Raw genomic sequence first — 13,922 nt, forward strand, 5'->3', positions numbered from 1 at the left:
CATGCATGCCCGAGGACGTTTGCAAAACTAACATCCGGTCCCCGCGCCGGGACGGATTACCTATTGACCCTGGCCGACCACTCCCAGCAGCCCACCGGCTCGCCGTCGATGAGCACGCTGCCCCCGTCGAAGTCTTGATAACACAGGTCGTTGAATTGGTGGATCCACACGCCGTGGTTGAACGTCTTCTTGGGCGAGCCATCGGCCTCGCGATAGCGACCGGTCAGGTCCTCGACATGGCTAAAGTAGGTAAGGTGCACGTTGGCTCCGGCGTCACGCAGGCGTGCCGTGAGCGGCAGCACGGTCTGCTGCGGCGACACGAGCTCGTCGCCCTTGGAGTGCGTAAACCACAGCGGCGTCTTGGCGAGCGCGGCTACGTCCTCGTCCGTGGCGTTGTACCACGGGGCACAGCAGGGAAGGCCGGCGGCGAAGAAATCGGGGTAGTCGGCGCACAGACGCAGGGTCATAAAGCCGCCGTTGGAAAGGCCGGCGACCACGATGCGGTCGGTGTCGATGCGCTCGGCATGCTCGGCGACAAACTCGTCGATGAGCGCCTTGAGTACGGGGGAGTAGATGCTCTGGTTGGAGCGGCCGAGCTGCTCGACGCCGTTATCCATCCAAAACGTGGGAGACTGCGGCACGAGCACCCAGGCAAAGCCGCCAAAGTAGCGCTGGATTTGCGCCTGGCTAATGGCTGTCACACGGTTGCCGATATAGGCGCGCGTGGCGCCTTCGCCCTGCGTGGCACCCCTGCCTTCGCCAGCGCCGTGTAGGTACACCACGAGCGGGGCCTTTTGGGGCACGACCGTGGCCTCGGGCGCGAAGGGATTGAAGCAGGCCGAGTCCTCGGCTTTAAAGCTGGGCTCAAAGAAGCCGTACTCGAGCGCGATGCCATTGACGGCGGTCTTTTGCACGGCATTGCTCCAGCCCTTGAGCGCGGGGCAGATGTCGCCGCGACAGGTATCGAAGACCAGGCCGCAGGTGGGTTCGCCGTCGTCGCCGGGAAGAGCCGCGAGCTGCGTGACGTGAAGCTGGTTATCGAGCATGCGCGAGCCCATGACGCCGCCTTCGATCTTTTTGGTCAGGCGCTGCTCGGCGACCTCGAGTGCCACATGGGTGCCCACGGCGAGCTTGCGGCCGTTCTCGTCACTCGGATACGCGGCGAGAACGTCGATGTAACCCACGGAGGGCGTGGCATGGTCGGCGCCGTGCTCCTTGCGCATCAGGACCTCGCCCGTGCGCTCGTGACGCTCTACATATATATGGAAAGTGTTCGCATCGACATCGTTGGCGCGCACGGTGCAGGGTAGGTCGAGAACGACCTTGCTGATCCAGGGGCCAAAGTCGCCCAAGGTGCTGACGGTTGCGTAGGTGCACGATTTGAGTTCCATGAGCTGCCTCCCTTGTGCCGCGCGTGCTAAACAATCGCGGCAATACAATCTAAACATGTTTAGTGTAAAGCAGAATTTGAGAATAAGCGGATGAACTCGGTAAACGGTAGCATCAAACGTTCAATGAACTACTAAACACTCGTTTACTACTATCTAGCAGGGCTTTTGTTGATGAGTCAACAAGGCATTGAGATGCCAGATTATATAAAATCCCACGTAAAAGACCATTTATAAATAAATGGCACTATATGTAATGCCTCTGCATTCAATTACGTTCACCCCCGATTTCCTACCGTTCACCGGACTGCAAACGGCAAAACTGCCACAAATTCAATGCTGAGTGTAAACTAAGCGCTGTAAACGTTCAGTAAACAGATTGTTTACGACAGCGTATCCAAGGGTTCGGTAACCGTAAGGGGTTATAGTCACCGGGCCAAAGGCGTGCCTGCGCCCAAGCGATTAGGCACACGACGATATGGGGAGGGGTCCCATGGCAGTAGATAACAAGCAGATTGCCACCGATGTCCTCGAGCTCGTGGGCGGTGCGGAAAACGTCACCGTCGCCACCAACTGCATGACGCGCCTGCGTCTGACGCTCAAGGATAACAGCAAGGCCGACGTGGAGAAGATCAAGAAGGTCAAGGGTGTTCTGGGCTGCCAGTTCGCCGGCAGCCAGCTCCAGGTCATCATCGGCCAGAACGTGCCCAAGGTGCTCGCCGAGTTCGTCGCCATGTCCGGCGTCAAGCAGGGTGCCGCGGTCGACGAGAACCTCGACGCTCCTAAGGAGAAGTTCGAGCTCAAGAACCTGCCCAACATCATCCTCGACTACCTGTCGGGTTCCATGACCCAGCTGATTCCGCTGCTCATGGCCGGCGGTCTGTTCCGCACCATCGCTGCGGTTCTTGGTCCCACCATGCTCGGCGTTATCTCCGATACCGATCCGACCTACACGTTCCTCTACACCACCCTGTACGAGGCCACGTTTACCTTTATCCCCATCTACTTGGGCTATGCCGCTGCTAAGAAGCTCGGCGCCTCTCCGGTTCTGGGCATGCTCCTCGGCGGCGCTCTCATGGCCCCGTCCGTCGTGAGTGTCGCGACTCAGGAGGGTGGCGGAATCATCTCCGTCTATGGCATCCAGATCACCGCTGCCAACTACCAGCAGTCCGTCCTGCCGATTATCCTCTCGGTGCCGGTCCTCTACTTTGTTGAGAAGTTCTTTAAGAAGGTCATGCCCGACGTGCTGTCCACGGTCTTCACGCCGTTCTGCACCATGATCGTCACCATCCCCATCGCCTTCATCGTCCTTGCCCCGATCGGCAACGAGCTCGGTACGCTGATTGCCAACGCCCTCTTTGGTCTCGCCGACCTTGGCGGTATCGGCATCCTGATCGTCATGGCCGTCCTCGGCGCCTTCTGGCAGCTCTTCGTGGTCTGCGGCATGCACATGCCCGTCATCCTGCTCGCTCAGGTTCAGATCATCGCCGCCGGCTACGATCCCTTCGTCTTCGTTTCCACCAACTGCGCTATGGCCGCCGTCTGGGGCTGCGCTTTCGGTGCCTTCCTCAAGATGAAGAACCCCGACGAGAAGGGTCTTGCTCTGGGCTACGTCATCTCCGCCATCGCCGGCGGCGTCACCGAGCCCGCACTCTTCGGTATCCTCATGCGCTTCCGCCGCACCATGCTCGGTATGTTCATCGGCGGTGCCATCGGTGCCGTGTTCTCCGGCCTCATGGGTGTTACTTACTACCTGGCCGGCGGTGCCTCCAACTTCCTGGTCTTCACCAACTACCTGCAGGGTGGCCAGATGAACACCGTCTGGGCTATCGTCGGTATGGCAATCTCCTTTGCCATCGCCGCTGCCGTCGTCTTTGTCACTGGCTTCTCCAAGGAGGAGCTCGCCGAGATGGAGGCCTAAGGCCAAACCATTCGGTCACATACGACCTTACCTACACGACAGGGCCCCGTCAGGCGCAAGCCCGGCGGGGCCCTTTTTACAAGGTAGACTGATTGGGGGCGCGTGGCGCCTGCTCGCCGGGGCTTGCTAAGCGCCAGGGGCTTTCGCGCGGGGTTACCGCGAAAGAATCTGCCGGTTCGCAACTCCTTTATCAAACGAAAGGACATGCAGATGAGTTTGGGAAAGCTGGCCGTCAACGGTCGTCAGGACGGCTTTTTGTGCGAGGGCAAACCGTTCTTTTGGTTTGCCGATACGTGCTGGAGCGCGTTTACGAGCATTACCGAGGCCGATTGGGACTACTATCTGACCCGTCGCTCCGAGCAGGGCATGAACGTGCTGCAGATCAACACGCTGCCGCAGTGGGATCGCTGCTGCCCCGATCTGGGCATTTGGCCCTATGCCAGCGAGGATGGCGTGCATTTTGATTGGTCCCGCCCCAACCAAGCGTACTGGGATCGCGCCGCTGCCATGTGTCGCGCTGCCGTCGAGCACGGCATTCGTCCGGCACTCGTGCTTATGTGGTGCAACTACGTGCCCGGCACCTGGGGTGCCAAGATCGCTGGGCATTGCGGTGCCGAGGTTATGCCACGCGAGGAAGTCCGTGCCCACGTTGCCCGCGTCGTCGAGAACCTGGGCGAGTTCGACCCCGTCTACGTGGTGACGGGCGATACCGACTTTACCAGCGACGAGGCGATCGCCTACTACGAGGATGCTCTCGACGAAGTCGTCAAGCGCGCGCCCGAGGCGTTGCGCACCATGCATATCAACCGCGGCAACCGTACCATTCCGGCACAGTACCTGGACCGTCTGGACTTTTACATGTTCCAGCCCGGCCACAACTACGAGGGCCAGCCCGAGGCCTGGCGCCTGCCGCAGGACTTTACCGCCAACTACCCCAAAAAGCCGATGGTCAACTCCGAGCCCTGTTACGAGCAGATGGGCGCGTCACGCAACGTGTACTGGCGCTTCACCGCGCAGGACTGCCGCGCGAGCGTGTGGTCGTCGATCCTTGCCGGTGCGAGCGCTGGCGTGACCTATGGTGCGCACGGCGTTTGGAACTGGCAGACCAGCAGGAGCCAGGGCTCGGTGCTGGGCGAGGGCTTCGACATGCCGTTCCGCTGGCAGGAGTGCCTGCAGTTTACGGGCGTTTGGGACTTTGGCGCGATCGAGCATGTGCTTGCCGGCTTGGGCGCTACGGCTGGCGACGACGCGCTTGCCGTGGTTCCGGCACAGGAGCTGCTCGATGACGCGCGCGAGGCCATTCGTGTGGCGCGCGTTGGCGATCGCGTCGTCACGTACCTGCCGCGCACTACGGCGCTCAAGTTTAAGCTCGACGGCACGCGCGGCTGGACGGCGACGGTTCTCGACATGGAGGATAAGCGCATCGCCAAGCTGCCCGTTCGCGACAACGGTGACGGCACCGTGCGCGTGGCTCAGCATCCCTTTGAGCACGACGCACTGGTGATCCTGGCCCCCGGGCGCTAACGGCTCTTCTCCAACATTTACAATCCAGTCCCTTTCATGAGGCTGCGACGGAATGGTTCCTGCATGACAGCTTTAAGCTGCCAAGGGAGCCATTCCGTCGCACTCATTGGGGACGTACTTAAATGAGTGGTCATTCCGTCGCACTCATTGGGGACGTACTTAAATGAGTGGTCAGCGCACCCGGCGGTATCTACGAGGGGGACGTCACAGGAACGATCCATCGCGGCGGTGCGCTCACGTTTATGGACGGCTGCCCACTGGGAAAGCTCATTCGCGAGGCACTGGGGGTGCCGGTTGCCGTCAATAACGACGGTAAGTGCTGTGCACTCGGTGAGTATGCGGCTGGCGCTCTGCGCGGGATACGTTTTGGCGTGGTGCTCGCTATCGGCACGGGCATCGGCGGCGGTATCGTCATCGACGGCAAGGTCCTGCGCGGCGCGCACTGCTTTGCAGGCGAGTTCAGCTTCTTGCGCAACGATGTCACGACTGCCGCGAATATGGGAAACTCCTTTGCGGGTTCGGGCGGTTGGCGTGCGCTCCGTGATACCGTCGTTGCCGAGAAGGGCCTGCCTGCGGATTCTCCGGTGGACGGCCGCCGCGTCTTTGAGTGGATCGCGGATGGCGACATGGCGGCGCAGCGCGCGCTCGACCGCTACGCTCGCTCATTTGACGGACAGCTCATCAACCTGCAGGCCGTGCTCGACCCCGAGGTCTTTGTGATCGCAGGCGGCATCTCGTGCCATCCCGAGCTCATCGATGCCCTGCGTGCGCAGATGCCGCTGGCCCTCGCGAGTTACGAAGGGACCCTTGCCGGCATTCCTGTGCCGCAGATAAAGGCGGCCGAGCTCGGCAACGACGCCAACCTTTACGGTGCTGTCCAGGAAGCCATGCGCCTGGTGTAGCGCGCGCCAAACGAGGCTGTCGAAAAAGATAAAGGCCGGCGTGAAGCACCCGCATCGACGCTTCGCCTGCGCTAAACTGGAGGGCACGTACGCGATTACGAGAGGAGCCCGCATGGAGGCTTACAAGCAAGAGTTCATCAAGTTTATGGTTGAGTCCGACGTTCTTAAGTTCGGCAGCTTTACGCTCAAGAGCGGCCGTCAGTCCCCGTTTTTTATGAACGCCGGCGCTTACGTGACGGGCTATCAGCTCAAGAAGCTGGGCGAGTATTACGCCCAGGCCATCCACGATAACTTTGGCGACGACTTTGATGTGCTGTTTGGACCGGCCTACAAGGGTATTCCGCTGGCCGTCGTGACCGCAATTGCCTACCACGAGCTGTACGGCAAGGAGGTCAAGTACTGCTGCGACCGCAAGGAGGCCAAGGATCACGGTGCCGATAAGGGCAACCTGCTGGGTTATGAGCCCAAGGACGGCGATCGCGTGGTCATGGTCGAGGACGTTACCACCAGCGGCAAGTCCATCGACGAGACCTATCCCAAGGTTAAGGCTGCTGCCGACGTCGAAATCAAGGGCCTGATTGTGTCTCTCAACCGCATGGAGGTCGGCAAGGGTGGCGTGACCACCGCTCAGAAGGAGATCGAGGCAAAGTACGGTTTCCCCGTCGCGAGCATCGTCTCCATGGCCGAGGTCGTCGAGACCCTCTACAACCACGAGATCGATGGCAAGGTCGTCATCGATGACGAACTTAAGACCGCCATCGACGCCTACTACGAGCAGTACGGAGCTCGGGAGTAGTTACGGCGTTTTACCAAACGCCGTAACCGGCCGACGCTGCGCGCCGCCCAGGGCGACAATTTGTCATTCAAAAGGCGAGGCATGACCAGAAGGTCAATGCCTCGCCTTTTTCACGCCAACTTGTTCGCCCTGGACGTCGCTCGCTGTCCGTCCTCTACTTGCGGCGTTGTCTTGCTCCGAATGCGGCCCGCTTGCTGCCGTTGCCAGAGTAGTCATTGGGGACGTTCTTAAACGACTACTTAAGCCCGGGCAGGCGGGTATAGGGGAACGAACGCTCCAGGAATTCGGAGCAATGGGCGTAGTCTTTGGCGAAGTAGCTGCTGTAGAGCGAATCGAGTACGTATTGCACGGCGATGTGGCTGGCGAACTGCGTGATGCGATGCGTCATGCTCTCGTGGTCACTCACCGTAAGGTAGGCGGCAAAGCCGGGATGAATGCGAGCGCAATAAGGCGTGCCGATGACGATGACCGGGACATGCCGACTGCTGAGGATCGGCAAGATGTCCTTGAGGTTGGGGGCAAGGCCGCTGTAGGAGATGACGATTGCCGCATGGTCGGGATCCGAGGCGAGCGCCGTTCGCACCTGGGCCTCGATACCGTTGTGGCACGTCGCGCTTTTACCGGCGGAGAGCAGGCGGTCGCGGAACATTCCCGCTGGATAGAGGTTGTGCGAGCCCGTGTAGATGTCGACCTGTCGGGCGTTCGCGATGAGCTTGGCGGCATGGTCGAGCTGCGTGGGGTCGAGCAGCTCCTGCGTTTCGGCCAGCGTGGTCTGGTAGAGCCCCTCCATGCGCTCCATAACCTGCGCGGGGGTGGAGGTGGCATCAAAGGGAAAGTTGATGTCCACGTCGCGGCGGTTTCCCGCCTCGGTTGCCAAGCGAATAAGCTCGACCTTGAGATCCTTAAAGCCCTCGAGGCCGAGCTTTTTGCAAAAACGATGCACGCTCGCGACCGAAACGTTGGTGCGCGCGGCAAATTCCTTAATAGAAAGCCCGCGGATGTCCTGACCGATAGCAAGGGCTGCAATGCCGAGCTGTTGCTCGGTGGGGGTGAGGCCCTGCGCCTCGGTGATCTTGCGTTTGATATCCATGCGAACTCCCACACTCGCCAAACCTGCCAAAAAGGGACAGGTTTATTTTGGCAGGTTTTGCCCGCAAAGGGTAACGGGGCCGAGGATGCCGCTGGGGGCGACGGGCTCGGTGAGGGCGAAAATGTCGGGGATCGCATGGTCGAGCGTGTTGATGACGTCGATCATGAGCTCATGCGCACCGGCGGAAAGTGCGCCGGCGGCAAAACGATAGGGCGGGCAGATGCGTGTGCCGAGCGGGCGTCCATCGAGCGTGAGCGTCGCGGTTTCGTAGACGTCTCCCAGGTCGATTGTGGCGTCGGCGCAATCGTTGGCCAGCTCAAACGACGCATGATATCGGTAGGTACCGCAGGTGCCGGTGAACAGATCGGCTGTAAGGTCGCACAGGTGCTTGAGCTTTTGTGATTCACCAAAGGCGCCATTGCTGCCGGCAGGAGAGAGGGCGACGGTCCATGGGCCTTCGATGCGCAGGCGGAGCGACGTATCAGCGCCGATTGCGCCGTCTCCAGGCGCATTCTCGCTGCTCGTTTCCAAAACAACGATGCAGCTCTCGAAGGGTGCGAGCTCCAACGCACCGTCAAACGCAACGGGCCCGGCGCCGTTTAGCAGGTCGAGCCGCGTGCCGCAAAGGCGCTCGCCTGTCGCAAGTGCAACCGTGCAGTCGACGCGCTCGCGTGGGTGTTCGTTGACGAGCATAACGTAGGTCTCGCCCACCCGCTCGTAGCGAAGTGCGCGTAGCCAAGGCTGCGGTGTGTCAGGCACAACGGTCTGCAGTCCCGCGCTTGCAAGCGCGCGGGCGACATCGGCCAGCGGCGTTGCGACGAGCCCTCCCAGCTCGACCGCGCCATCGGTATCGTAGAATGTGCCGGGCGCCTCGTCGACGGCAAGCACCATAACGCCTGCATCCGCCATGCGTCTCACTGCCTCCGCCGTCGTAGCGCCAATAAATGAAGCTCCTGGCATAACAAACGCCTGGTAACGACAATCGTTTACGGTAAGTAATCCGTCGGCAATCGAAACCTCGTAACGGTCCTCATCCTCAAAAGCCTCGGCGGGCACAAAATCAAAGTCGATCTGCGCGCGCGTGAGCTCTGCCGCCACGCGCTCGATAGGCATGGCGTTGCCGGCCCATTCGGCATCGGCATGGTACAGGATGGCAACGGGGTGCATGGCATAGCCTCCTGAAAGCAGCGTTGCCGTACGGTTCATATAGCTCATGAGCTGGCCAAAGTGCGGCCATTGCGGATTGTTGCCGTGTGCGTAAAAGTGCGGCGGGCAGTCCCAATCGGGGAAGGGCGCCATGCTAAACGCGTGCGGCGTAAACCAGTTAATACCGCGGACGAGCATGTGGTCGGCGATCCATTTCATCTCGCGCAAGCCCTCGTGCCAGCCGAAGGCGCCAAAGACCTCGGCCATGCAGCGCCCCTGCTTTTTGGGGTCGAGGCGTGCGGCCGAAGAGCCCAACTTGGCGAGCGCGTAGGTAAAGAACTCCATGTTCCACGCGCCGTGGAAGTAGCTGTAACGTCCGTGGTCGACGCTGGGGGCAAGCTGGTTGATGACAACGTCGATGCCCGCCATATCCTGCCCGGCGACCGCGCGGAAGTAGTGTCCGGCGCCCTGGCCCAGGCGCGTGTGGCAACTCTTGTCCTCAATCACATGTCCGATGTGCATGACGCCGCGCTTGCGGCACCAGTCACCAATCTGCTCGTCAAAGCACGCGCGGTAGAGTTGCGTGGCGATGTCCATGTAAGTGTGGCGGACCCGAGCGCCGGCGGGGTCGCGCGTCCAAAGGCCGCGGAGCTCGGCAAGCCAGCTCGCGCTCAACTCCTCGTGCAAGCGGCGGGCAAGCTCATCCGACCAGGGCAGTGCCATATCGCCGCGTCCAATAAAGCTGCTGGTGGAAGCGTCTTCGAGGGTCGCACCCTTCTCGTTCATAAAGCCCGGTTCATCGGTAAAGAAGCCCAGAATGGTCTTGCCGAACTCGTCGCCCAGATGTTCAAACGTGGGTTCGTAGACGGCGTTGATGAGCATACGGCACGAATCGGCGTCGACCATGTTGATGTACTCATCGCGAAAGCCGGTCTTTTGGCTGGTGACGTAGAGCTCGAGGGTGGTGATGCCGGCAGGAGCGTCAAAGCGCAGGCGGACGGGAGTGCCGTCCTCGGTCTGTTCAACGGCGAGCTCAAGGTCGAGCGGTGCACCGGCTGCGTCGAAAGTCGCCGTGCCCACAAAGTGCTCCGTGGGATCCATAAGATTGCCGAGCTTAATGGTCGTGGACGGCTGGGGACCGACGACCGTTACCGTGTGATGCTTAAGCACGGTCTTTTTGAGCGCGGGGTCTACATCCTCGCCTGCAAGCGCGCCGTTGGCGTAGCCCGTGGGAAAGTGGGCATCATCGAGCAGCCAGATCTTCAAGTCCAGGCGCTTGCACTCGCCAATGATAAAACGCAGGTCGGACCACCAGCCGTCGCGACAAAACTCGGGATGCGTGCGCGATTCGAGGCAGACCTCGTGGATGTCCGCCCCGGCAATCTGCTCTAAGTATTCGGTAATCGTCTCGCGCGCCTCGCCCTTGAGCCACAAGAACGGAAGCACATGGTTGTCGTATGCCGCCATATCCACTCCTCTAAAACAAACCTTTTAAATCGATTGAAGTCAGAGTACGTCGCGCGCACACTCCTGCTAATATCAAAACCACGGCAGAATATGACCAAATCAATGATGGTGGCGATATGGATATCGCGCGTTTGGACAATCTTTTGCTCAAGCTGACCGACAGCGAGCGCGCTTACTGCGCAGGCACCCGCTATGACTGGAACGATGCGTTCAGCTCGGGTCATCAGCAGAATATCGGTGAAAAACATATCCATAAAATCGGTGACCCGACGCGAGCCCTGCACCAAGAAGGCATGCCTGAGGGCCTGTCAATCGTGCGCAACTCGCGCTTTAACCCCGTGCCGGAGCATGTGCACAATTATGTCGAAATCAGCTATGTCTATCGAGGGCATGCGCCGCAGGTCGTCAACGGCGCACGGCTCACGCTTGCCCAAAACGAGGTGCTCTTGCTCGACGCGGCCTGTCCGCATGCCGTAGGCGAGCTCGGCGAGCATGACATTATGCTGAGCATCGTCATCTCGCGGGTGATGTTGCACCGCAGCCTAGAGCAGAGCCTGTCGCCGTCAAGCGCCGTCTCGCAGTTCCTCATTAATGCCCTCAATGACGAAACCGACCACCGCGGTCATGTGCATTTTCGCACGGGCAACAGCCGCCGCGTGCGCCGATATATGCAGGAGATGCTGTGCGAACTTCTGGAGCCGACGGCGGCGAGTCCCCAGATCGTGTCGAGGCTGTTTGAGTTGCTGCTGGTCGAACTTATGCAAAGCTATGAGACATCGCTGCTGCAGGCGGACATGCCCACGCTGCCTTCGGCGCAGGTCGCGGCCGCCGTGAGCTACATCGAGCGCCATGCCTGCGATTGTACGCTCGAGGACGTAGCTCGCCACCTGCATCTGAGTCCCAACTATGCAAGCGCGCTGCTCAAACGGCAGACGGGCCGCACGTTTATGCAGCTCGTGCAGGAGAGCCGCCTGGAACGCGCGGCAACATTGCTCGACGCCGGCGCCACTGCCGAAACCGCGGCGCGCGAGGCCGGCTACGCCAACATGAGCTTCTTCTACAAAAAGTTTGCCGAGCGCTATGGCTGCACGCCGGCCGTCTACCGCCGGCGTTTGCCCAGATAAAACCTGCCAAAATAAACCTGTCCCTTTTTGGCAGGTATCAGGAAGTGTCAGGGGCGGGGCGGTGACGGGGCGCAAGGGCGAAAAGAAGTGTCGGGTTTGGTGCGCCCGCTTCTGCCCGTCCCGCGCGTGGGCGATACTCGGCTTATCGACCCACGATGCAAAGGAGATGCTCATGGCAAACATCAAGTTCCCCGAGGGATTCTATTGGGGCGGCGCCACCGCTGCCAACCAGTTTGAGGGCGCTTGGAACGTGGACGGCCGCGGTCCTTCCGTCGACGACCATTTCTTGGGCGGCAGCTACAAGGAGCCGCGTCAGATTACGATCGATATCGACCCCAACCGCTTCTACCCCAATCATGACGGTATCGATTTCTACCACCACTACGAGGAGGATATCGCGCTGTTCGCCGAGATGGGCTTCAATATGTTCCGCATGTCCATCTCTTGGAGCCGTATCTTTCCCAACGGCGACGACGCTGAGCCCAACGAGGCCGGCCTCGCCTTCTACGACCGCGTCTTCGACTGCCTGCGCGCCCACAATATCGAGCCGCTCGTGACCCTCTCGCACTACGAGATGCCCTATCACCTGGTCGAGAAATACAACGGCTGGGCGAGCCGCGAGCTCATCGGCTTCTTTGAGAAGTACTGCCAGACCGTCTTCGACCGCTATCAGGACAAGGTCAAGTTCTGGCTCACCTTCAACGAGATCAACTGCGGTACTCAGGACATGGGCAACCTCTTTGAGACCAGCATGATTCAGGGCTTTGAGGGTCCGGCGTCGGCGGTCCACACCACGCCGCAGGCTCGTATGCAGGCGTTGCATCACCAGTTTGTCGCCAGCGGCCGCGTCGTGCGCTATGCCCATGAGCATTACCCGCAGTTTAAGATGGGCAACATGGACTGCTTCATCCTTTCCTACGCCGCCACGTGCGATCCGGCCGACGTGTTCGCCACGCAGCAGGAGATGAATACCATGAACTGGTACTGCTCCGACGTGCAGGTGCGCGGCAAGTACCCGTTCTATGCCAAGCGCTTCTGGGCCGAGAACGATGTCGAGCTCGTGATGGAGGACGGCGACCTGCAGGATATCGCCGACGGCAAGGTTGATTTCTACACCTTTAGCTACTACATGTCCGGCACCGTGGGCACCCACAAGGATCACGAGATGACCGAGGGCAACATGACCTTTGGCGGCAAGAATCCCTATCTGGAGTCCACCGACTGGGGCTGGCAGATCGATCCGCTGGGCCTGCGCATCGCCCTCAACGAGATTTACGCCCGCTACGAGATTCCGCTGATGGTGGTCGAGAACGGCATGGGCGCCTACGACGAGGTCGAGGAGGACGGCTCCATCCATGACCCGTATCGCATCGCCTACCTGCAGAGCCACATCAAGGCCATGGGCGAGGCCATTGCCGATGGCGTTGACCTGATAGCCTACACCTGGTGGGGTCCCATCGACCTGGTTTCCGCCGGCACTGGCGAGATGCGCAAGCGCTACGGCTTCATTCACGTCGATAAGTACGACGACGGCACCGGTACCTACGAGCGCCGCCGCAAGGACAGCTTCTTCGCATACCAGAAGATCATCAAGTCCAACGGCACCGAGGGCTTGGAATAATTGAGCCCCGGCGTTCCGCCGAACGCCGGACCGGCCGCCGACTACGTGACCACCGACGTCGATGACGACGGCATCTGGAACGCTTTTGTTCACCCGGGGCTTATCGAGGCTTAATCGACAATATGAGTGCCACTGGGGAAAAGGTTTTGGAAGGGCTTGGAAGGGCTTGTGATTCGGGCCCTTGCCTTAGCATTTTGGCCATTTGGCACTATAATCACCATAGGTATGCGCATAACGTTGCGCTTAATCAAGAGGAGAAAACGTATGGGTCTGTTTGATATGTTCAAGAAGAAGGCTGAGCCCGTGGCTGCCGCTGCTCCGGCCTCCATTTCTGCTTCTGCCGGCGCCGACGTGCTGTGTTCGCCCGTCAAGGGCAAGGTCATCAAGATGGCCGACGTGCCCGATCCCGTCTTTGCTGGCGAGGTTTTGGGCAAGGGCTGCGCCGTGTGGCCCGAGGACGACCTGGTCTACGCTCCCTCCGACGGCAAGGTGACCGTCACCATGGGTCACGCCGTGGGCCTGCAGTCCGATAGCGGCATCGAGGTTCTGGTGCACGTTGGCGTCGATACCGTCAACATGAATGGCGACGGCTTCGAGGGCTTCGTCAAGGCCGACGACGTCGTGAAGGCCGGCCAGCCCTTGCTCAAGATCGACCGCGCCAAGATCGCTGCCGCCGGTTACAAGGACTGCGTCGTCGTGGCCGTGTCCAACACCGCCGAGTTTGCCGATGTCGAGCTCGCCGTCGAGGCCGAGTCTGCCGTCGCCGCCGGTGACGCCATCGTTAAGGTCGTCCGCAAGTAGTCTGCGGCATCCAGAAGATGCACAAGGGTGGTCGGGTTATCCGGCCACCCTTTTTAATATGAGAAAGCCATTGTCAATAGGCGTGTTTGTTCGAGCCCGGTTTTAAACCGGGCTTTTTCGTTTCCCGTCGGGAGGGCCCGCG

Annotated in this window: 10 protein-coding genes; 7 read left to right on the forward strand and 3 right to left on the reverse strand. The window is 60.4% G+C overall.

Features of this window, described 5'->3' with window-relative positions; translation table 11 throughout:
• Positions 1-56: 56 nt before the first annotated feature.
• On the reverse strand, positions 57-1,391 hold the full coding sequence (locus ACTNDJ_RS06455; RefSeq protein ID WP_441048951.1) for a prolyl oligopeptidase family serine peptidase: 1,335 nt from the start codon (positions 1,389-1,391) through the stop codon (positions 57-59).
• Between the two features lie 490 nt (positions 1,392-1,881).
• On the opposite strand from ACTNDJ_RS06455, the gene ACTNDJ_RS06460 reads away from it, so the two are divergent.
• The 4 genes from ACTNDJ_RS06460 to pyrE all read left to right on the forward strand — a co-directional run bounded on the left by ACTNDJ_RS06460 (position 1,882) and on the right by pyrE (position 6,531).
• Positions 1,882-3,309, forward strand: a complete 1,428-nt coding sequence (locus ACTNDJ_RS06460; RefSeq protein WP_441048950.1) for a PTS transporter subunit EIIC — start codon at positions 1,882-1,884, stop codon at positions 3,307-3,309.
• Between the two features lie 210 nt (positions 3,310-3,519).
• The gene (locus tag ACTNDJ_RS06465; RefSeq protein ID WP_441063915.1) at positions 3,520-4,833 is read left to right on the forward strand and encodes an apiosidase-like domain-containing protein; all 1,314 of its coding nucleotides are present in this window, start codon (positions 3,520-3,522) and stop codon (positions 4,831-4,833) included.
• Between the two features lie 167 nt (positions 4,834-5,000).
• Positions 5,001-5,735 (forward strand): ROK family protein, encoded by a 735-nt coding sequence (locus tag ACTNDJ_RS06470; protein ID WP_441063914.1) that lies wholly within the window; start codon positions 5,001-5,003, stop codon positions 5,733-5,735.
• 112 nt (positions 5,736-5,847) lie between these two features.
• Entirely contained in the window at positions 5,848-6,531 is a 684-nt protein-coding gene (gene pyrE, locus ACTNDJ_RS06475) for an orotate phosphoribosyltransferase (RefSeq protein ID WP_117848347.1), read from the forward strand.
• A gap of 235 nt (positions 6,532-6,766) precedes the next feature.
• Here the strand turns inward: pyrE and ACTNDJ_RS06480 are convergent, their stop codons facing one another.
• Together ACTNDJ_RS06480 and ACTNDJ_RS06485 are read right to left on the reverse strand one after the other, a co-directional pair.
• Entirely contained in the window at positions 6,767-7,621 is an 855-nt protein-coding gene (locus tag ACTNDJ_RS06480) for a MurR/RpiR family transcriptional regulator (protein WP_441063913.1), read from the reverse strand.
• A 42-nt stretch (positions 7,622-7,663) separates the two neighbouring features.
• Positions 7,664-10,234, reverse strand: a complete 2,571-nt coding sequence (locus ACTNDJ_RS06485; RefSeq protein ID WP_441063911.1) for a glycosyl hydrolase — start codon at positions 10,232-10,234, stop codon at positions 7,664-7,666.
• A 116-nt stretch (positions 10,235-10,350) separates the two neighbouring features.
• On the opposite strand from ACTNDJ_RS06485, the gene ACTNDJ_RS06490 reads away from it, so the two are divergent.
• The 3 genes from ACTNDJ_RS06490 to ACTNDJ_RS06500 all read left to right on the forward strand — a co-directional run bounded on the left by ACTNDJ_RS06490 (position 10,351) and on the right by ACTNDJ_RS06500 (position 13,780).
• Positions 10,351-11,358, forward strand: coding sequence for an AraC family transcriptional regulator (locus ACTNDJ_RS06490; RefSeq protein WP_441063910.1), 1,008 nt, complete (start codon positions 10,351-10,353; stop codon positions 11,356-11,358).
• A 172-nt stretch (positions 11,359-11,530) separates the two neighbouring features.
• Entirely contained in the window at positions 11,531-12,979 is a 1,449-nt protein-coding gene (locus ACTNDJ_RS06495) for a glycoside hydrolase family 1 protein (RefSeq protein ID WP_441048944.1), read from the forward strand.
• A gap of 264 nt (positions 12,980-13,243) precedes the next feature.
• A complete protein-coding gene (locus tag ACTNDJ_RS06500) occupies positions 13,244-13,780 on the forward strand; it encodes a PTS sugar transporter subunit IIA (protein ID WP_441015348.1) in 537 nt (178 codons plus the stop codon).
• The last annotated feature ends 142 nt before the right edge of the window (positions 13,781-13,922 follow it).

Source organism: Collinsella sp. HCP3S3_D1 (genome assembly GCF_052064015.1).
Lineage (GTDB): Bacteria > Actinomycetota > Coriobacteriia > Coriobacteriales > Coriobacteriaceae > Collinsella.

Bases quoted from the DNA above. Each gene is read 5' to 3' on its own strand.
- ACTNDJ_RS06455 (WP_441048951.1), bottom strand. From the start codon at position 1,391: ATGGAACTCAAATCGTGCACCTACGCAACCGTCAGCACCTTGGGCGAC.
- ACTNDJ_RS06460 (WP_441048950.1), top strand. From the start codon at position 1,882: ATGGCAGTAGATAACAAGCAGATTGCCACCGATGTCCTCGAGCTCGTG.
- ACTNDJ_RS06465 (WP_441063915.1), top strand. From the start codon at position 3,520: ATGAGTTTGGGAAAGCTGGCCGTCAACGGTCGTCAGGACGGCTTTTTG.
- pyrE (WP_117848347.1), top strand. From the start codon at position 5,848: ATGGAGGCTTACAAGCAAGAGTTCATCAAGTTTATGGTTGAGTCCGAC.
- ACTNDJ_RS06480 (WP_441063913.1), bottom strand. From the start codon at position 7,621: ATGGATATCAAACGCAAGATCACCGAGGCGCAGGGCCTCACCCCCACC.
- ACTNDJ_RS06485 (WP_441063911.1), bottom strand. From the start codon at position 10,234: ATGGCGGCATACGACAACCATGTGCTTCCGTTCTTGTGGCTCAAGGGC.
- ACTNDJ_RS06490 (WP_441063910.1), top strand. From the start codon at position 10,351: ATGGATATCGCGCGTTTGGACAATCTTTTGCTCAAGCTGACCGACAGC.
- ACTNDJ_RS06495 (WP_441048944.1), top strand. From the start codon at position 11,531: ATGGCAAACATCAAGTTCCCCGAGGGATTCTATTGGGGCGGCGCCACC.
- ACTNDJ_RS06500 (WP_441015348.1), top strand. From the start codon at position 13,244: ATGGGTCTGTTTGATATGTTCAAGAAGAAGGCTGAGCCCGTGGCTGCC.